At 67.3% G+C, this 17,452-nt stretch carries 16 protein-coding genes and 4 pseudogenes; 6 read left to right on the forward strand and 14 right to left on the reverse strand.

All coding sequences use genetic code 11. The features are described 5' to 3' along the window. Window positions 1-49: 49 nt before the first annotated feature. Genes ABZ192_RS24075 through ABZ192_RS24085 form a run of 3 tightly spaced genes read right to left on the reverse strand, consistent with a single transcriptional unit; the run spans window position 50 to window position 3,233 of the window. The gene (locus ABZ192_RS24075; RefSeq protein ID WP_356926511.1) at window positions 50-937 is read right to left on the reverse strand and encodes a carbohydrate ABC transporter permease; all 888 of its coding nucleotides are present in this window, start codon (window positions 935-937) and stop codon (window positions 50-52) included. Continuing rightward, entirely contained in the window at window positions 934-1,893 is a 960-nt protein-coding gene (locus ABZ192_RS24080) for a sugar ABC transporter permease (RefSeq protein ID WP_356926512.1), read from the reverse strand. Before ABZ192_RS24080 ends, ABZ192_RS24075 begins: the two co-directional genes overlap by 4 nt. After that, window positions 1,893-3,233 carry an extracellular solute-binding protein gene (locus tag ABZ192_RS24085; RefSeq protein WP_356926513.1) on the reverse strand — a complete coding sequence of 447 codons (1,341 nt, stop codon included), beginning with the start codon at window positions 3,231-3,233 and terminating at the stop codon, window positions 1,893-1,895. Before ABZ192_RS24085 ends, ABZ192_RS24080 begins: the two co-directional genes overlap by 1 nt. A gap of 522 nt (window positions 3,234-3,755) precedes the next feature. Between ABZ192_RS24085 and ABZ192_RS24090 the strand changes: the two genes are divergently transcribed. Next, window positions 3,756-4,760 (forward strand): LacI family DNA-binding transcriptional regulator, encoded by a 1,005-nt coding sequence (locus ABZ192_RS24090; RefSeq protein WP_356926514.1) that lies wholly within the window; start codon window positions 3,756-3,758, stop codon window positions 4,758-4,760. A 53-nt stretch (window positions 4,761-4,813) separates the two neighbouring features. On the opposite strand, the gene ABZ192_RS24095 is transcribed toward ABZ192_RS24090, so the two are convergent. Further along, window positions 4,814-5,095, reverse strand: a complete 282-nt coding sequence (locus ABZ192_RS24095; RefSeq protein WP_356926515.1) for a hypothetical protein — start codon at window positions 5,093-5,095, stop codon at window positions 4,814-4,816. A 148-nt stretch (window positions 5,096-5,243) separates the two neighbouring features. Here ABZ192_RS24095 and ABZ192_RS24100 point away from each other — a divergent pair, with 148 nt between their 5' ends. Both ABZ192_RS24100 and ABZ192_RS24105 read left to right on the forward strand, forming a co-directional pair. Beyond that, window positions 5,244-5,750 carry a GNAT family N-acetyltransferase gene (locus tag ABZ192_RS24100; protein ID WP_356926516.1) on the forward strand — a complete coding sequence of 169 codons (507 nt, stop codon included), beginning with the start codon at window positions 5,244-5,246 and terminating at the stop codon, window positions 5,748-5,750. Between the two features lie 106 nt (window positions 5,751-5,856). Beyond that, window positions 5,857-6,990, forward strand: a complete 1,134-nt coding sequence (locus ABZ192_RS24105) for an IS630 family transposase (protein WP_356926557.1) — start codon at window positions 5,857-5,859, stop codon at window positions 6,988-6,990. A 352-nt stretch (window positions 6,991-7,342) separates the two neighbouring features. On the opposite strand, the pseudogene ABZ192_RS24110 reads toward ABZ192_RS24105, so the two are convergent. Both ABZ192_RS24110 and ABZ192_RS24115 read right to left on the reverse strand, forming a co-directional pair. After that, window positions 7,343-7,745: pseudogene (locus tag ABZ192_RS24110) on the reverse strand (helix-turn-helix domain-containing protein); the annotation flags it as partial. Between the two features lie 66 nt (window positions 7,746-7,811). Then, entirely contained in the window at window positions 7,812-8,657 is an 846-nt protein-coding gene (locus ABZ192_RS24115; protein ID WP_356926517.1) for a hypothetical protein, read from the reverse strand. 305 nt (window positions 8,658-8,962) lie between these two features. On the opposite strand from ABZ192_RS24115, the pseudogene ABZ192_RS24120 reads away from it, so the two are divergent. Next, window positions 8,963-9,289 (forward strand): annotated as a pseudogene (locus ABZ192_RS24120) (DDE-type integrase/transposase/recombinase); the annotation flags it as partial. Window positions 9,290-9,959: 670 nt separating this feature from the next. Here the strand turns inward: ABZ192_RS24120 and ABZ192_RS24125 are convergent. Beyond that, the gene (locus ABZ192_RS24125; protein WP_356926518.1) at window positions 9,960-10,667 is read right to left on the reverse strand and encodes a TetR/AcrR family transcriptional regulator C-terminal domain-containing protein; all 708 of its coding nucleotides are present in this window, start codon (window positions 10,665-10,667) and stop codon (window positions 9,960-9,962) included. A 120-nt stretch (window positions 10,668-10,787) separates the two neighbouring features. Between ABZ192_RS24125 and ABZ192_RS24130 the strand changes: the two genes are divergently transcribed. After that, on the forward strand, window positions 10,788-11,492 hold the full coding sequence (locus tag ABZ192_RS24130) for a DUF4386 domain-containing protein (RefSeq protein ID WP_356926519.1): 705 nt from the start codon (window positions 10,788-10,790) through the stop codon (window positions 11,490-11,492). Between the two features lie 277 nt (window positions 11,493-11,769). Here the strand turns inward: ABZ192_RS24130 and ABZ192_RS24135 are convergent. Together ABZ192_RS24135 and ABZ192_RS24140 are read right to left on the reverse strand one after the other, a co-directional pair. Continuing rightward, window positions 11,770-11,919: pseudogene (locus ABZ192_RS24135) on the reverse strand (helicase associated domain-containing protein); the annotation flags it as partial. Between the two features lie 49 nt (window positions 11,920-11,968). Then, window positions 11,969-12,688 (reverse strand): annotated as a pseudogene (locus ABZ192_RS24140) (sigma-70 family RNA polymerase sigma factor); the annotation flags it as partial. On the opposite strand from ABZ192_RS24140, the gene ABZ192_RS24145 reads away from it, so the two are divergent. Beyond that, window positions 12,687-13,685, forward strand: coding sequence for a YdcF family protein (locus ABZ192_RS24145; RefSeq protein ID WP_356926520.1), 999 nt, complete (start codon window positions 12,687-12,689; stop codon window positions 13,683-13,685). The pseudogene ABZ192_RS24140 and the gene ABZ192_RS24145 sit on opposite strands and share 2 nt — an antisense overlap. A 17-nt stretch (window positions 13,686-13,702) precedes the next feature. Here ABZ192_RS24145 and ABZ192_RS24150 read toward each other — a convergent pair whose 3' ends face one another. From ABZ192_RS24150 to ABZ192_RS24170, 5 genes are all read right to left on the reverse strand, one after another. Further along, window positions 13,703-14,212 carry a lamin tail domain-containing protein gene (locus tag ABZ192_RS24150; RefSeq protein ID WP_356926521.1) on the reverse strand — a complete coding sequence of 170 codons (510 nt, stop codon included), beginning with the start codon at window positions 14,210-14,212 and terminating at the stop codon, window positions 13,703-13,705. Window positions 14,213-14,683: 471 nt separating this feature from the next. Continuing rightward, a complete protein-coding gene (locus tag ABZ192_RS24155) occupies window positions 14,684-14,989 on the reverse strand; it encodes a hypothetical protein (RefSeq protein WP_356926522.1) in 306 nt (101 codons plus the stop codon). A 496-nt stretch (window positions 14,990-15,485) separates the two neighbouring features. Beyond that, window positions 15,486-16,037, reverse strand: a complete 552-nt coding sequence (locus ABZ192_RS24160) for a hypothetical protein (protein ID WP_356926523.1) — start codon at window positions 16,035-16,037, stop codon at window positions 15,486-15,488. Between the two features lie 47 nt (window positions 16,038-16,084). After that, on the reverse strand, window positions 16,085-16,516 hold the full coding sequence (locus ABZ192_RS24165; protein ID WP_356926524.1) for a hypothetical protein: 432 nt from the start codon (window positions 16,514-16,516) through the stop codon (window positions 16,085-16,087). Between the two features lie 10 nt (window positions 16,517-16,526). After that, window positions 16,527-17,438 (reverse strand): hypothetical protein, encoded by a 912-nt coding sequence (locus tag ABZ192_RS24170; protein ID WP_356926525.1) that lies wholly within the window; start codon window positions 17,436-17,438, stop codon window positions 16,527-16,529. Window positions 17,439-17,452 lie beyond the last annotated feature (14 nt).

The raw sequence follows: 17,452 nt of genomic DNA on the forward strand, positions 1-17,452 counted from the left end.
GCTCGACATAGCCCGGAGTTCGAGAGCCGGCCTTCTGAACGTGCGTGGCTCAGGACTTGGAGCCGGACAGGGCGATGCCTTCGACGATCTGGCGTTGGGCGACCGCGAACACGATCAACATCGGTGCCGCCAGCAACGTCGTGGCGGCCATCAGAGCGGGCCAGTCAGAGGTGTACTGGCCCATGAACTGGTTGACCAGCAGCGGCAGCGTGAACTTCTCGGAGCTGTTGAGGAAGATCAGCGGGGTAAAGAAGTTGTTCCACTGGCCGAGGAAGGTGAAGATCCCCAACGCCGTGAGCGGGGTGCGCAGCAGCGGCAGGATGATCGTCACGAACCTGCGGACCCGGCCGGCGCCGTCGATCTGGGCGGCTTCCTCCAACTCCAGCGGGATGCCTTTGATGTACTGACGTAGCAGGAAGACGCCGAAGGCGTTGAACAGTGCGGGTGGCACGATGATTGCGGCGTGGGTGTCCACCCAGCCCAGCCAGCCCATGATGATGTACAGCGGGATGATCGTGAGCTGGCCGGGGACCATCATGGTCGCGAGGAAGACCATGAACAGCCAACGGCGGCCCCGGAAGTCGATCCGCGCGAACGCGTAGGCGGCCATCGCCGAGGTGAGCAGGGATACCGCGGTGACCGTCAGGGCGATGTAGGTGCTGTTCCAGAACCCGCGGAGGAAGTCGGCCCCGCCCAGTGCGGTGCGGTAGCCCTGCAGGTTCCAGTCCTGAGGCAAGAGCTTGGGCGGCTGTATGAAGATCTCACCCAAGGGCTTGAAGGAGGAGAACAGCATCCAGGCGAACGGCAGCGCCATGCCGATGGCGCCGACGAGGAGGACCGCGTGCAGCAGCAGTTTGCGACGGGCGGACCGGCCGAAGCCGGAAGCGCCCTTGCCGGTCATGACCGCGCGGCTGGTGGTGTCCGAGAAAGTACTCATTCTGTGTAGTGGACCCATCTCTTCTGGGCTGCGAGCTGGCAGCCGGTGACTACGAGCAGGGCCAGGAACAGGAGGAAGGCGAGAGCCGATGCCTCCCCGAAGTTGAACTGTTGGAAGGCGATCTGGACCACTTCGTAGACGATGGTGCGGGCGGAGTCCGGGGCCCCGTCGCCGAAGAAGACGTAGATGTAGTCGAACACCTGGAAGGAGCCGATGATCGAAGTGATGGAGAGGAACAGGATGGTCGGAGACAGCAGCGGGATGGTGACGTGCCGCAGCTTCTGCCACTCCGAACAGCCGTCCAGCAAGGCGGCCTCCAGGCACGAGCGGTCAATGCTCTGCAGCCCGGCCATGAACATCACCAGCTGGTAGCCCAGGCCCTGCCAGATCCCGACGATCGCGAAGGCCGGGATGACGAACCGGGCATCCTGCAGCCAGTTCGGCGCGGGCAGACCGATCCCGCGCAGCGCGTTGCTGACCGGGCTGATGTCAGGGTTGAACAGCCACAGCCAGATCGCCGCGACCGCGACCGAAGAGGTGATCACCGGGGCGAAGAACGCCAGCCGGTACACCGAGGTCAGCTTGCCGGCGCGCTGCATCAGCAGGGCGAAGAACAATGCCGTGAACATCAGTCCCGGCACCTGCAACACCGTGAACCAGACGGTGTTGACCGCCGATCGCTGGATGCGCGGGTCGGACAGGACCTCCGTGAAGTTGGACAGGCCGGCGAAGGACCGGGTGCCGAACCCGTCCCAGTGGTAGAACGCCAGCACCAGGGCGAACAGCAACGGGCCGACCATGAAGACCACCAGCCCCATCAACTGGGGCGCCAGGAACAGGTATCCCGCGACCGTGTCCCCGCGTCGCCGACGCCGGCTCCGCCGGTTTGGGTGGACGTCCGGGTCCGCGGACGTCAGCGGCGCCCGGGCCCGGGAACCGGCGCTGCTGATGGCCATCAGGAGTCCCCGTTGATCAGCTTGACCACCTTGCCGCTGAACGACTTCGGCGTCTCCTTGCCCGCCTTGAGCATCTTGTCCACCAGCACCGGGAGCTCGTTGGCGACCTTCGCGTTGCCGGCGATCGCGCTGGGGAGGGCGTAGCCCTTGGCCGCGACGTCGTTGAACAGGCTGCCGTGCGCGGGCACGTGGCCCTCGGTGACGATGTCGTCCAGGCCCTTGATCGACGGCACCGCGTTGCCGGCGCCGGACAGGCGGAACCTCTGCCCCTCGGCGTTCAGGAAGTTACCGAGGAACTCCAGCGCCTTGGCCTGATTCTTGGACTTGGCGTTGACCGACAGCGCTGCTGTGTTGATCGGTACCGGCATGACGTCCTTGCCGGACAGGGAGGGCAGGGGGGCGATGTCGAAGCCGAACTTGAGCTTCTTGACGTTCGGCAGGATGACGCGGGGGGAGGTGATGCAGGCCAGCTGGCCGGCGTAGTACAGCACGTCACCGCTCTGTCCCTGCGGGAGGGCGCCGGAGTAGGTGATGTTTCCCGACTTCAACTGTTCGAACAGCCACGCCAGGGCGTCCTGGGACTTGGGGTCGGTGTCGAACACCGCCTTGCCGGACTCGTCGAAGAGCGTCCCGCCGAAGGTGGACATCCAGCCGAACCAGTCGAACCAGTTGCTGCCACCAAGCAGCAGACCTTTCTTCTTGGTGGCGCGGATCTTGTCGAGCATGTTGGTCAGCGCGTCCTGGGTCCAGGTGCCCGCCTCGAACTGGGCAGCCGGGTCGGTGCTGACGCCCGCCTGGGCCAGGAGGTCCTTGTTGAACCAGAACACCAACGGACTGCAGTCCACCGGCAGCCCGAACAGCCCGGGGCTGCCGTCCGCAGGCCTGCACCACTGGTATAGCCCCTTGTGGAAGTCATCGAGCTTGACTGCGGCGCGGCCACTGTCCAGGTAGTCGGTGAGGTCGAGCAGCTGCTTGGTCTCGATCAGCTTGGCCATATAGATGTCACCGACGTAGAAGGCGTCTGGAGCAGCGCCGGCCGACAGTTGCGACAGCAGCTTGGAGAGGTAGTCACCCACAACCTGCTGGTAGGTGACCTCGACCCCCAGTTTCTGGGTCATCTTCTCGGAGAAGCGACGGAACACATCCGACTGGGGCGGCCCGTCCCAGCCCGCCCACTTCAATCCAGGTCCACCCGAGGAGCCGCTGCCGCTGCCGCATGCCGCAAGCGCGGGCGCGGCGGCCAGACCGAGACCGGCGAACATGCCCGCCTTGAGGATGTTGCGGCGGTCAACAGTAGAGGCGGCAGCCGCCTCCTTGACCACATTCCTGCTTCTGAACACAGTCGTCCCTTCCGCTGACGGTACGTCGCCGTAGAGCAGCCCTTGATCGTTTCGCCGCGTCACGGCGCCTGGTCGAGCTTGTGGGCGCAGGTTCGCGGGCCGTCGGTGTCATCGATATAACTTCTGTGTTACCGATAAAACGGGGACCGTAGGGGCGTTTGCCGCAGCAAGTCAAGAGGTCTGCATGCACCTGCTGGCAGTCGGCGGAGTGCCGCCCGCGCTGGGGCGTCATCGGGAGGGGCCCGGCATGCCCGCTGACCCATTACTCGTTTTGCACCAGGTCACGGGGTTCTTTGCGGCGTGAGGCATACCCGTTACACGCCCGGTGGACGCTCGACGACAGCTCTCCGCGACCCTGTGGCCTGATCGGCTCGGCGATACGGGCGGGCGGATCGAACATCCTTGACCGTGGCGCTTCCAGCCCACCAGAATGGGCGGATGGGTTTTACCGATCAACCATCGGTTCCGCCGCGCGGCCGCAGGCCAGCCGCTGAGGGAACGTCCGGGTCGCCAAGGCCGACCATGGCCATGGTGGCGGCGCGGGTGGGAGTCTCCAAGCAGACCGTTCACTACGCCTTGAACTCCCCGGACCGTCTCAGCCCAACAACCTTGCGGCGGGTCCTCAAAGCGGTCGACGAGTTGGGTTACCGACCCAACCAGGCCGCGCGTTCACTGCGCACGCAGTCTCCGCGAGCGGTGGGCTTTCGGCTGTTGCCGACCACCGAAGGTCAGTCGGGCGGGGTATGGGCGAGCTATCTCTACGAACTCTCGGTAGCGGCACACCGAGCCGACCACGCGGTCTACTGCCACCCCGCCGCCACCGACGAGGAAGAGATCCAGGTCATCCAGGAGATCTTCAGCACGAACACCGTCGACTGCTTCGTGATCACTTCCACCCAGGACCACGACCCTCGTATCACCTTCCTGCGCGAACGCGGCATTCCCTTCGTCTCCTTCGGGCGCCCCTGGGGTCATCCCATGTCGGACACGTGGTGGGTCGACGTCGACGGCGCCGCCGGTATGGAGCAGGCCGTGGACCATCTCGCCGAACGCGGTCACCGGCGCATTGCCTACTTGGGCTGGGACGGGCCCAGCGGGTTCGGGGACGACCGGGAGTCGGGCTGGCGCCGCGCCATGCGTTCACACGGCTTCTCGACCCGTGATCTCGCGGCCCGCGGGCCCGACGAAATCAGTACGGGCCGGGAACTCGCCGGCCGACTCCTCGACAGGAAGACGCCGCCGACAGGATTCGTGTGCGTCAGCGACACGATCGCGATCGGTGCGCTCCGAGCGTGCCGGGAGCGGGGACTGGCCGCCGGCCGTGACGTCGGCGTCGTGGGATTCGACGACAGCGTCGGCGCACACTTTGTCGACCCGGGATTGACCAGCCTCGCCCAGCCACTGGAACTGGTCGCACGACACACCATGCGCCTCCTCCTCGACCGGCTCAAGGACCCAGACGCCAAGGCCGAACAGGTCCTGCTCCGGCCAACCCTCGTGGTCCGGGAAAGCACCGTACCCCTCTGAGTCCCCAGCCAGGCTTCGCTGCACTGCGCTGCCGTCTCAACGCGCACGGACGGTCATTCGCGCTGGTTCAAGGCTCTCGTCAGCTGGCGGTTGGCCTCGCGGGCGGCCTTGAGTTCGGCCTCTCGCTCCTCCAGGGCGGTGGTCAAGTCGGCGGTGCGCTGTTCAAACTTAGTGATCGTCTGCTGGAGTTCCTCGGTGCAGGCCGGGCTGCCCAGACCGGACTCGTGCCACGCCTGGTTCCCGAGGTGCCGGGAGAGGAGGGTCTCCAGTTGCTGGACCCTTGCGGATAGACGGGCAGCGCGGGCATTGGCATTGGCTAGTGCCGCATCAGGCAACGTTCGCCCTGTTGTGCCCCCTGGCGTCGAGTGAGCGACGCACGGGCCGGTCGATGCGGGCCCTGCACCACGCAGCCACCGTCGGTGGACCGCCGTCACAGGACGCTTAATCGGTAGCGCCATCCGGCGTGCCGTGGAGAATGCGTGCATGCACATCCGAGCCGTGCGCCTGGACGAACTGCCCGCCCTCCAGGACATCGAGAGGGCCGCCGGGCAGTGCTTCCGAGACATCGGCATGCCGGAGATCGCCGAGGATGAGCCACTCCCGCTCGCTGAGCTCGCCCGCTACCACCACACGAGGCTGGCCTGGGTCGTGGCCAACGACCACGACGCCCCGGTCGCCTACCTGATCGCCGACCGCGTCGACGGTAACCTCCACGTCGAGCAGGTCTCGGTGCACCCGGACAGCGCGCGTCGCGGTGTCGGCCGGTTGCTGCTGGACCATCTGGCGACCCACGCCAGGAGCGAGGGGGCACCCGCTCTGACCCTCACCACGTTCACCCAGGTCCCCTGGAACGCCCCCTACTACGCACGCTGTGGTTTTCAGCTCATGGACGACAACAGGCTCACTCCCGGTCTGCGGAAGATCCGCGAGCGCGAAGCGGCACACGGCCTGGACCGATGGCCGCGGGCCTGCATGCGCTGGGCACTGTGACACCACGGTGCCGTCGGTGCGGGAACATGCCCTGAAAGAACGCTGCCTCCGGACGTGAGCGAAGCCGGGTTTCGTCTCCGGCCTGCGCGGCCATCAGGCTGTGCGGGTGGCAGAACGAGTACGCATCCGCGAGATCGACGACGATGAGGGCAGACGGCTGCTGAGGATCATCCGCCGTGGCACCGGCTCGGTGGTGACCTGGCGGCGAGCTCAGATGGTGCTGCTGTCCGCGCAGGGTATGCCCGTGACGAAGATCGCCGAAGTCACCTTCACCAGCGCGGACCGGATCCGCGACGTGATCCACAACTTCAACACCGACGGCTTCACCTCCCTCTATCCCAAATACCGGGGTGGCCGGCCGAAGACCTTCACGCTGCCCGAGCGCCGCGAGATCAAGAAGATCGCCAAGTCCCGACCGGCTGAGCATGGCCTGCCGTTTTCGACCTGGAGCCTGACCAAACTGGCGGACTTCCTCGTCGCCGAGGGGGTGGTCGACGACATCAGCCACGAGGGCCTGCGCATCCTGCTCCGCGAGGAAGGCGTCACCTTTCAACGATTAAAGACCTGGAAAGCCTCCCATTACCCCAACTACGCGGCCAAGAAGGAACGGGTCGAGCATCTCTACGCGATCGCCGACGGCGAGGTCATACCCGAGGACGGCGAACCCGAAATCATCTTCTGTCTGGACGAGTTCGGCCCGCTCAACCTCCAGCCCCACCCCGGACGGCAATGGGCTGAACGCGGCGGCAAGCACAAGGACCCCGACCGCGAACCCCGCCCCCGGCGGCGGGCAACCTACACCCGCCCGCACGGGGTCCGGCACCTGTTCGCCGCCTACGACCTGGCCCGGGACAAGCTTTACGGCCACATCAAACCGAAGAAGAACCGCACGAGGTTCCTGGAATTCTGCCGCTACCTGCGCAGCCTCTACCCGCCCGAGACCCGTATCGCGATCGTGCTCGACAACTTCTCCCCTCATCTGACCACGAAGAAGGACAGCCGGGTCGGCGACTGGGCCGCGGCGAACAACGTCGAACTCGCCTATACCCCGACCAACAGCTCCTGGCTGAACCGCATCGAGGCCCAGTTCACCGCCCTGCGCTACTTCACCCTCGACGGCACCGACCACGCCAGCCACAAGGAACAGGGCAGCATGATCCGCCGCTACATCATCTGGCGAAACCGTCACGCTGACGATCGGCGGCTACGAGCCGTGGTCGACAGGGCGAACGTTGCCTGATGCGGCACTAGTGCCTGGTGAAAGCCTCGATGAGGAGTGGCAGGAACCATGGCCATCATGCGACAGCGAGCTGCCCGGCCAGTTCGTGATCGCCCTGGCCTACCTTGTAGCTGAACAGGTCTTCAGCCGCCAGCGGGTGTGCACTGGCTTGTCGATCCCCGGTTGATGGACACAACTGATGTCTAGGGGCGACACAGTCCGTGCCGGACGACCCGGGGAGCACCAGACCCAGTCCTCCTCTGCGCGTGACGACGAGCAAACGTGTTCTTCGAAGATGTTTTCTCGACGGCACCTTCCGCGACCCCAGCCCGCCCCCACGGGTTGATGAGAAGCCCCCTTACGCGGTGGCAAGTTGGAGGAGTTCACGGATCGCCCGGCCGTGGAATTTCCGGCAGTAGGCGACGAGTTTGCGCAGCGACCAGCGGAGGCTGGCCGAGCTTGGTGGGGCGGGTGGTGGCCGTCGTGACGACGAAATCCTCGTCGTCACGACTGAGCGCGCGGGGACGGACTCCCGCCCTCCGAGGGTCCAGGCAGGCCAGGCCGATCTCATTGAACCGGTGGATCACATCGCGCACGGTGTCCTCGTCAGCCTGCACCAGCTGGGCGATCACCGGCACCCGGTTCCCGCCGGCCGAGGCCAACAACATCATCGCGCGCCGGTAGTGCACCGAATTGGTGCTGCCCCGGCGCACGACCTGCTCCAGCCGCTGCCCTTCCTGGTCAGTCAGTCTGCGCACACGGACAGGCTCGGCCACCGCGCCTCCAGCGGTCGGATCGGACGTCACCGCACATCCAACCGCCACCCCGGCGAACCTATGCGGTCAGAGCACTACTAGCCGAGTTTCCGCAGCACCTCGGCGATGGTGGCCCGGTATGTCTGCAGCGCCGTGCAGTCCGGCGGCGTAGCGGTCATCGTGCCTGGAGATGTCCGCGGCCTGTTTCCGCGCCCGGACAGCGTGCCAGAGCTCGGCCGTATGGTGGCGGCGCTTGCAGGTGACGTCCGTAGCGGCGGTGTCCCGCTCCCGCGGCGTATGCCGGGTGTTGCCGTCGCTGCCCCGCTGCCAGGCGGTGTCCGTGTATGCCGCGACGGGGTCGGGATAGCGCGTGAATCCTTGTTCTGCTACACAGCGGGACCACTCATCCCACGCCGCACGGAGGCGCGGGTCGCCCTTGACGGCCTTGTCGATCTCGATCGCCCGTGTACTTGCGTAGAGCCAGTCCCGCTTGACGTCGATGCCGTGCATCAGCCGCCGGCTTGCCTCCGCGTTGCAGGCGGGGAAGTCCGCATACTCGGCGTTGGTCATCCGGCGGCCCTTCGGTCTCAGAGCCCGCGACTTTGCCGGGTCCCAGCCGTAGCCCCAGCGGCGGGCGGCGGCGAGATCCAGGGCGCCGTAGTCGGTGCTGACCGCGGTGGCGACGATGGGATCGGTGGGGTAGCGGGGGTCGAGCGGGAAGTCCGGGTGGCCGTGCTCTGCCATGCACTGCCGGACCAGCAGCGCTGATGCTCGCTGCGATCGCTGGTAGTCCTGCGGCGTGTAGTCGTAGCGGTCGGCCGGCAGGGGGCCGAGGTCCGACGCCGTACGGATGACCTCCGGCTGTCCTGGACCGGAGACACAGAGCGCCGCCAGCACCGCCACGACACCCAGTCGCCACCCCCGCATTGTCATGCGCAGGTGTGCAGGGGCCGACCATGGCCCCCAGCAACTCAGCCACGCAGAAGGTCACCAGATCGGATCGATCGGAACCCGCTTCGGCACGAACGCGCTGGGGCTTCATGGCGTGGAGTCAGTCCGGTCGCCACTACCGAACGCCTCCGTAGGGCATGCGGAGTTGTGGATTGAGGCAATCGGGGGCGTCGGCTGGGACCGGAGCCAGGCGGCCGCGGATCACCCCATGTAATGCCACCAGCGGTGCGGCGCCTGCGCCTTTGCAGGCGTCGACGAGATGGGCGGCAGGCTGCACAGGTGCGGTGCCGCGGGTGATCATCACCGACAAGCTCCGCTCCTACGGCGCGGCCCACCGCGACGTCGTGCCCTCCGTCGAGCACCGCCAGTCGAAGTACCTGAACAACCGGGCGGAGAGCAGCCACCAGCCAACGAGGCAGCGCGAACGGGCGATGAAGGGCTTCCGTGGCGTTGGCGCAGCCCAGCGGTTCCTGTCCGCGTTCAGCGGGATCTCACCCCACTTCCGACCTCGCTGCCACTTGATGGCCGCCCCCCACAACCGGGCCGAGATGACCCTCCGTTTCACCACGTGGGAGCAAAACACTGGCATCACCGGTCAGCCCACGACGGCCTGAGCACAGACCCCGAACCGGTCTCCACCACATCCCAACACACGGCCAGAAACCCAAGTCGTCAACAACGTGACAGCACCAGACGACCTGGCCGACGGCCTTCACCCCACCGCCGCCGCATACCGTCGCATGGGCAAGCGCTTTGCAGCCCACGCCTTCGCGACTGACGGTCCCTTCCGCTGAGTGAGCTGGGCTCCACACCCTGCACCAGGTGTGGAGCTTCCACGCTTCTGCGACCGGAGATGGGCGGTGGGGATTCAGGGCACTGCTCGCCTTGTGAAGGATGGGTTCGTGTGACCTCTTCCACTGGAACGTTGTTGCCCGCGTTGGGGCAGCGGTTGCGCGTGCTGCTGAGTGCAGAGCGTGTCGGCGGTGACCTGCGGCGCTACTTCGGGATCGGTCTGCCGCCCGGCGGGGCGCCGTTCACTGGCAGTCGGTTCGAGCATCCGGCGGGTGGGGGATCGGCCGGAGGTTGCCGACCGGATCACGGCGGAGGACCTCGTCGCGGTGCAGACCCTGTCTGCGAGGGGCCGGTTTGGTGTCAGTGGGTGGGTGTCGGCGCAGTCTGCCGCGGCTCGTTGCGCGGCTGTGAGGGTGGGTCTGTTCCGCTTCATCCGGGGGATCGCCGTCGAGTTCCAGGCTCGGCTGGGCTTCCTTCCCTCTCGACGCTGGATCAGCCCCCGCCCCCGGTACCTGCTATGCCTTTCCGCGCGGACGTCCAGCCTTGGCGGCGGAGGCTTTCGAAGCCGTTCAGGAGGAGGTCCAGGGCGAATTCGAACTCGAACTGGTCGTCGCAGCCGCCACCGACCGTGGAGCCCCCGTCGTGTGCGGCCGTCGCGGCCAGTTCCGCGATGTGCGGGTAGCGCGCCGCCAGCCCGGGATCCTGCGGGCCGGAGGGGCCCGAGGTGTCGAACAGTTCCTGGCTGAAGCCGAGCAGGCGGCTGCCCATCGCGTGCATGACGTGGTGCGTAAGGTCGGCGGAGAGGCCGCCGTCCCGGAAGCTCCCGGCCATCGAGTCCAGGTACGACAGCACGGCCGGGGTGGGGCCGGTCCGCGACTCGATGACCCGGGCCGCCCAGGGGTGGCGCAGCAGAACCCGCCGGGCCGAGAGGATCCGCCCGCGGACCACGCGCTGCCAGTCGGGGCCCGCTGCCGGCGGGTCGATCTCGCCGACCACGGTGTCGACCATGCCGTCGAGCAGCTCCTCCTTGTTGGCCACGTGCTTGTAGAGGGCCATCGGCACGACGTCCAGCTCCTGCGCGAGCCTGCGCATGCTGAGCGCGTCGATGCCGGTGGCGTCGGCGAGCGCGACGGCGGCGCGCAGGACGCGGTCCCTGTTCAAGGGGGTGCGTTGCGTGTGTGTGGCTTCCTGCCGGGTCATTTCCGGTTCGGCCCTTTCCTTCCGAGACAGCGCCCTCTCCTTGACGAGTGTACGCCGTACACCTATGCTCTCCGCGAGGTGTACGGCGTACACCACCACCGAGTGAGGGGTACCGAGAAGATGAGTCCGGACCGGAGAACCGCGGTGGCCGCCGGGTCGCTGTTCCTGCTGACCGAGGCCGCCGCGATAGCCGGGGCCGTTCTGTACCGCCCCCTGCTGGGAGCGGCGGACGGCCGGCTCGCGCAGGGCGCCGACACGCGGGCGCTGATCGGAGTGCTCTGCGAGGTGGTGCTGGTGCTGGCGGTGGCCGGTACTGGGGCGGCGCTGTTCCCCGTCCTGCGGCGCCACGGCGAGGGGCTCGCGCTCGGGTACGCCTTCGGACGGCTGCTGGAGGCGGCCGTCATCACCCTCGGGATCGTCGCCGTCCTGGCGCTCATCACCCTCCGGCGGGACGCGGGGGCGGCGGCAGGCGCCGACATCGCGCTGGTGGCCGTGCACGACTGGACGTTCCTGCTCGGACCCAACATCACCCTCGGCCTGAACACCGTCCTGCTTGCCTACCTGGCGTACCGCGCACGGCTCGTGCCGCGCTTCATCACCGTGCTCGGGCTGGTTGGCGGGCCGCTGATCTGCGCCTCGGCCGTCGCCGTGATGTTCGGGGCCTACGCGCAGCTCTCCGTGGCCGGGTCGGTTGCCGCGCTCCCGGTGTTCGCCTGGGAGCTGGGACTGGCCGGGTGGCTGATCGTCAAGGGGTTCGGGCCCGGCTCAGGCACCGCGTCCCGGGCAGACAGAAAGCTGGCTCGTCCGGCAGCAGTCCCTCGGTGAAGTCGGCCCGAGCTTGACGGCGGAGCCGTCCGGGGCGACGCGCCAGCCCTGCCCGGCAGCGACCGTCACGATCTGCGAGAAACAGCGACCGACGCGCGGCTGAAGCTCAGCACTCACACCGCCGAGGGCGGGCCGGGGGCATCAGGCCGGCATCCCAGCCCGTGACTTCAGTCCTCCCACGCTGTCTGCCCCCTGACCACCGTTTCCGGCATTCCCCTGACAGCACCAACCGGCGTCGGCTACGAGAGCCCCAGGAGAGCGCCGATGACAGAGCGCGCTATGTCCAGCGCATCCCGATGCGGGAGAGCTGATCGATGCGTTCCGGTGTCAGCGTCGCGGCTCTGCTGCGTTGGTTGCCGATCCATGCACCGAGCCGGAGCTCCCGCTCCTCCTGGTCCTCGCCGACGATCCGCTCGATGTGCTTCCTCCATGACCTCAGCGCAGTCCTTCACCGGCAGGTCGGCCACGTACCGCAGCCCCAACGCCTGCCGCTCGCGCTCGGTCAACTCCCGCAGTGCCATGTCGAGATCGACACGGCGGACGACGTCGGCGAGCTCGTCGTGATGTGCTCCGTCGGCCGCGGCCGCGGCGAGGTCGTCGGCCTCGAGAGTCTCAACGCGCCCCAAGCGGCGCAGGTAGTCGTTGAGGCGGCAGCGGGCGATGCGGTACAGCGTGGCCAACGGCTTGGGGTGCGCTGGATGTTCCGGCCACCAGGCGAAGAACTCCTCAAAGACCTGGCTGAGGATGTCCCCGCCATCGTCTCGGCCAGCCCTACGCGCCAGGAACCTGAACAGCTTCTCTGCATGCGTCTCGTAGAAGGCGGCGAGCATCGCTTCGTCGACCACCTGCACGCTAGCGAGCCGCCCGGCGACCCCGACCTGGTCGAGGCCGAGCACCATTCGCGAATGGTTCTTCACGGTCGCCGGCGCCGCCTCGCCGGCGCCGTACACGCTTGCGGCCGCCAGCACCTCCTGGTGCACGCGCTCCAGCTCGTCCACCCCGAGCTCGCCCCGGGCAGCACCACCGGCACGACATGCCCGTCGCGCCGAATGCACCACCGCCCGCCCGCGTTCGGCGCCCCACAGCAGGTCTGGGAGGATGGCCGGCAGCCGTCCGTACCGGGTCCGGGAACCCGCGGGCGGCGAGAGGCGGGTACGGGCAGCGGCCCGGCGGGAGAGCGGAGCGGTGCGGCACATGCCCCAGTACCCGGAGTACCTCGCCGCGGTCGTGTTCGCCGCGGGCGGCGTCGTCAACGCCCTGCTGGCACCGCACCGGTTCTCCACCGCTGTCCTGTTGTGCCTCGCGGTGACCTCTGCCGGACTCGGCGTGGCCGGTCGCAGTGCGGCAGCCCACCCGGCCATCGCCACCGTCCTCGCCGTCGCCGCCCTGTTCCTGGCGCTCGCGCTGGGCCTGCTGCTCCTGGCCGATGGCGTCCTCCTGGTCCGGCGCTACGGACCGCAGGCGGCCCTGCTGGCGACCGGGGTCGCCGGCTGCGCGGTGCTGGCGGTGCTCGGCCTCGACGTGGTCTTCCACGTGGTCGGCGGTGAGGCGTTCGGTGCCCTCGTGGTCGCGGTGAACGCGGCCACGGGATACCTCAACCTGCTCTTCCTCGTCTTCGCCGGCTACGTGTTCGTCCGGGGCCGCAGCACCCCCCTGCCGGAAACCACCCATGTCATCGTCCTGGGCGCCGGGCTCAACGGCGACCGGCCCGGCCCACTGCTGACCGGCAGGCTGGAGCGCGCGCTCGCGATCGACGCCGCCCGCGCACCGGACACGCCTCGTGTGGTGTTCGTCGTCTCGGGCGGCCAAGGCAACGACGAGGTCCGCTCCGAGGCCGACGCGATGGCCGACTACCTGCGCGGACGCGGAGTGCCCGCCGACCGGATCCTGCGGGAAGACCGCTCCGTCAACACCGGGCAGAACCTCCGCTTCAGCGCGGCCCTCGTGGACGGCACCACTGCCGGCCACCGTGCCACGGTGGTCACCAGCGGCTTCCACGTCTACCGCACGACCCTGCTGGCCCGCCGCGTCGGCGTGCCCGTGCACGTCGTGGGCGCGCCGACCTCCCCCGCCTACTGGCTGGCCGCGACACTGCGCGAATTCGCCGCCATCCTGTGGCTGGACCGCCTCCCCCTGGTCGGACTCAGCCTGCTGCTGGCAGTGCCGGTGGCGACGGCGCTCTTCGAGCACTGAAGCGCCGGCCGCAGGAGTCAGCTGTGGAAGCTGATGTAGCCGTTGCCGTCGGGATCGTCACTGCGCTTGGTGTAGGCGTGGACGTCGGCGCGGCTGCCTGAGGGCTTGTACAGGTAGATGGTGTCCTTGTCGTTGTTCCACAGGAAGTTGCAGTTGTCGCGGTAGACGACGTTGTGGGTGTCGGAATCGGTGCCGTGGCCGCCGCGCAGCTTCACATAGTCACCGGGCTGCAGGTAGTGGTTGGCGGTGAAGGTGAAGCGGTTACCGGTGGCGTCCTTGACGACGTAGCCCTTGAGGTTGATCGTCGAGCGGGACGAATAGTTCTTCACCGTCAGGTACTCCTCGTCGGTGTTGCCCGAGGAACAGCTGTTGGAGTCCCGGCCCGGCGCGTCGTACTGAACTCCGCGGATCTTCAACGCCGAGCTGTACTCGGCAGCGTGTGCGGGAGTAAAGGACAGGGCGGTCAGCGCGCCGGCCGCAACAGCGGCAGCCTTGACGAGGTTCTTGCGCAAGAGCGGGCTCCCCATGGTCGATCGAATGGTGTCGCCTGTGCAGGACACGCACGCAGGTCCGGTGGTTGCGCACAGACGAGGACCTTCACCCGTTCGAAGGACGTAGAGGTACGTCGCCTGCGGCGGTGGAGGCCCGGCCACCGGCGCCACCTGCCTCCACACGATGCTCCTGGGCCGCGGCGAGTGGTGAGACGCGAAGTACCAGCGCCGATCGAGCCCGCAACGACCCTGCCAGTACGGGCCCTTCATTGTCGGACTGCGCGCAACTCGACGCTCAGGCCGGCAGCGGCCCGGAGGCGGTGTGATCCCGGCGGTGGGGCCTGGGTTACGGTGCCGTGTCGTAGCGCAGCCACGCCGCGCTGAATGCGAACTGGTGCGTCGGGCCAAATCAACGACCTGCGGTTGGCAGTGTCACGCCCATTGCACGCCGAGTTCCCGCAGCGCGGTCAGCTGTCTCTGGTCGAGTTCGCCGCGACGCTGCTTGGATCAGTTCTCGAGTTCGAATTCCGGGACAAGGGTGACGTCTCTGCCTGTGCGTACACGGTAAGAAATCTGGAGGCCTTCGGGCCCGAGGGCGCGGATTGTGCCCCAGGGGATGGTCTGAGCGGTCTTGAGGCCGGTGAAGTTGGGGTTGTCCTCGATGAGGTCGAGGTTGACGCCGTTCTTTCGGCGGCTGAGCGTGAGGGTGTCGCGGGGCTGGCGGATCTCGACGGTGCATTGCTTCGCCACGGAGAGGTGAAGTTGCACGATGCCACTTCTGCCGATGGTGGCGCTTCTGTCGCGGACGGCCATGCTGGCACCTCACCTCGTGTGTGGCTTGTCGCCTGGGGGCGCGACAAGCTGCCTTTACGCAGTACCGTACGCGGCGCTTTGCGTCATCGGCTCGCGGATCGCCGACCACAAACGAGGACCCTCCCACCGCCCATCCGACCACCGATGCGCAGCGGCCTTCCCCGCCCGTGGCTGGCCGCTGGAAGCGGCCCGGAACCGGCAGCAGCTCGGGCCCGGAAGCGTCATCGGAAGGCGGCGCCACGGCCCCTACGGTAAGCGGGGGAGTCCACGAAACGCCGACAGCACGAGTGCCTCTGTGCGATCTCTCGGGCTGGTGTCGGTGGTGAGCGTCGGTGGTGCTGGTCTGGTGGTTGGTGTTTTGGTGCTGGTCAGTGGTGACACTCGGCGGGCCGACAAATCCCGAACAAGGACAGTCGAGACGTCATTCGGCGGGGCAGACCCACCCGCAGCGCCACCACGTCACATCCTCACTGCCAGTCGTGAACCGGGGGCGCCGTCATACCGCCACCACACGCAGGGCGGGGTGTTCCTCGGTGTTGAGGTACATCCGTTCCTTCCCGCCCTCCTGCTCCAGTTCCACCACCAAGCGGTACCGGTACAGTCCGGGTTTCGCGGTGCTCAGGACGACGCCGGCCCAGTAGTAGTAGACCGGGGTCATCGGGGAACGCATGCGGTCCGGGCCGCCGTAGATCTTGAGTTCGGTGAGCAGCTTGTTTTCGGCGACGTCATCCTCGTCGCCCTTCTCGATGTCCAGGACGACGATGTTGTTGATCTTGGGCATGGGCGGCCAGGTTCCGTCCAGTCGCTTCTGCATGTCGATGGGGCGGATGATCCAGTTGAGAACCTGGCCCTGCTTGCAGACGGTCTCCAGTTTGTGTGTGCCCTGGCCCTCGCCGCCGATGCTGTTGTCCATCATGTGCATCGCGTCGCGCAGGGTCCCCATCGCGACGGCCTTTTCCATGTTGACGAGCGTGACGATGTTGAGCTGGACCGAGTTCAGCTGGCCGGGGTTCTGCTTCTGTTCCGCAGGGTTGGGGGTGGTGCTCATCAGCGTGTCTCCTTCGGGTGCACCGTCTGGCCCGCCGCTCACCCTGGTCAGCCGACCAGGGCGGGCGAGAGGGCGGCGATGATGGGTTCGTTCCTCGTCCCCACCTGAAAGGTGATCCGGTAGGGGACGGCACCGTCGATGTCCTTCTTCACAGTGCCCGTCCAGTAGGTGACGTCGGTGTCCGGATACACCATGCGCTCTGGTTCACACACGTTCTTGTCGATGTCGATTCCGTGGATCGCGACGTGTGCCTCGCACTCCAGGGCGATCGTGGTCCACAGCACTTGGTCTCCACGCTTGACCTTGGTCTTCAGCTCCTCCGTGCCGAAACCCGTCGAGCCACTGGCCTTGTTGGTGTCGTACAAATAGACCTCACCGCTGGTGCTGTCGCTTGCCAGTACGCCGACGACGTCGACCACAGCCGTGATGGTGATCGGCCGGGCGGTGGTCGTCCGCTTGTGCTTGGTGGACGTGGCCATCTGCTGCTCCTCAGTGCTGGGGGGCCATGGGTGCTGTAGGAGTGTTAGGCGCCGTGGGGGCTGTGCGTGTTGCAGGTCCCATGGGTGAGGTAGGTGCTGTGGATCCGTGGGGTGCCGTGGGCGAAGTGGGTGGCATGGTGGTCGGGGCCTGCATGGGCGCGATGGGGAGATAGCCCATGCCCGCCTTGGTGAAGGCGTTACGCTTCGGCTCGCTGGTGATCTTCAGGCTGGATCGACAGGTGAAGTTCACCGGTTCCCAGATCACCTCACGGCCGCGCTGCACCAGGTCGTGAAGCTGGATCCGCATCTCGTACGTGTAAGTGCCGGGCCGCGAGGTGTCGACGGAGGCCGCCCAGTACCAGCCGTCGGTCACCAGGTCGGGAGAGCCGTACTCGGCGGGATACATGATCTTCTCCTCGACGGCCTGGCCGAAGACGTCGGTGATGATCGGCGGCGGGTAGCTGTGCGCCTGGCTGCTGCCCTCGGTGACGATGTTTCCGGTTACGTCAAGCACCTTCTGGCCGCGGCTGCCGAGGCCGTGAGTGTTGGCCCGCATGCCGAGTGCCTTGCGGATGTGCTCCAGTTCGGCGACGTCAGGGGCGCCGGGGCCGTTGGCGAAGGACTGCAGGTTGGCCAGCGCCTCCTCGTCGCTGCGCTGAGAGCGATCGGCCGCGTAGCCGCGTGGCACGCTCGGGGGGATGGAACCGAGGCTGTAGGGCAGCCAGTTGAGGACCTGCTCCGTCGCCTGCGAGCCGTCCTGCCAGTAGGAGCCGTGAATGGCGGTGACCAGGTTCTCTGTGCCTTGGTTCTCGGAACCGTACAGTTTCGCGTTGTCGAACCAGTAGGTGTTGCCGCTCAGCGTCCGTTCCGCCAGCGCGTTGGTGGTGTCCACGAGCACGATGATGCCTAGCTGCTGAGGCATGAACCTGCCTTTCT

The sequence above is a fragment of the Streptomyces sp. NPDC006235 genome (genome assembly GCF_040613735.1).
GTDB lineage: Bacteria > Actinomycetota > Actinomycetes > Streptomycetales > Streptomycetaceae > Streptomyces.

Bases quoted from the DNA above. Each gene is read 5' to 3' on its own strand.
- ABZ192_RS24075 (WP_356926511.1), bottom strand. From the start codon at position 937: ATGAGTACTTTCTCGGACACCACCAGCCGCGCGGTCATGACCGGCAAG.
- ABZ192_RS24080 (WP_356926512.1), bottom strand. From the start codon at position 1,893: ATGGCCATCAGCAGCGCCGGTTCCCGGGCCCGGGCGCCGCTGACGTCC.
- ABZ192_RS24090 (WP_356926514.1), top strand. From the start codon at position 3,756: ATGGCCATGGTGGCGGCGCGGGTGGGAGTCTCCAAGCAGACCGTTCAC.
- ABZ192_RS24100 (WP_356926516.1), top strand. From the start codon at position 5,244: ATGCACATCCGAGCCGTGCGCCTGGACGAACTGCCCGCCCTCCAGGAC.
- ABZ192_RS24115 (WP_356926517.1), bottom strand. From the start codon at position 8,657: ATGACAATGCGGGGGTGGCGACTGGGTGTCGTGGCGGTGCTGGCGGCG.
- ABZ192_RS24125 (WP_356926518.1), bottom strand. From the start codon at position 10,667: ATGACCCGGCAGGAAGCCACACACACGCAACGCACCCCCTTGAACAGG.
- ABZ192_RS24130 (WP_356926519.1), top strand. From the start codon at position 10,788: ATGAGTCCGGACCGGAGAACCGCGGTGGCCGCCGGGTCGCTGTTCCTG.
- ABZ192_RS24145 (WP_356926520.1), top strand. From the start codon at position 12,687: ATGCCCCAGTACCCGGAGTACCTCGCCGCGGTCGTGTTCGCCGCGGGC.
- ABZ192_RS24150 (WP_356926521.1), bottom strand. From the start codon at position 14,212: ATGGGGAGCCCGCTCTTGCGCAAGAACCTCGTCAAGGCTGCCGCTGTT.
- ABZ192_RS24155 (WP_356926522.1), bottom strand. From the start codon at position 14,989: ATGGCCGTCCGCGACAGAAGCGCCACCATCGGCAGAAGTGGCATCGTG.
- ABZ192_RS24160 (WP_356926523.1), bottom strand. From the start codon at position 16,037: ATGAGCACCACCCCCAACCCTGCGGAACAGAAGCAGAACCCCGGCCAG.
- ABZ192_RS24165 (WP_356926524.1), bottom strand. From the start codon at position 16,516: ATGGCCACGTCCACCAAGCACAAGCGGACGACCACCGCCCGGCCGATC.
- ABZ192_RS24170 (WP_356926525.1), bottom strand. From the start codon at position 17,438: ATGCCTCAGCAGCTAGGCATCATCGTGCTCGTGGACACCACCAACGCG.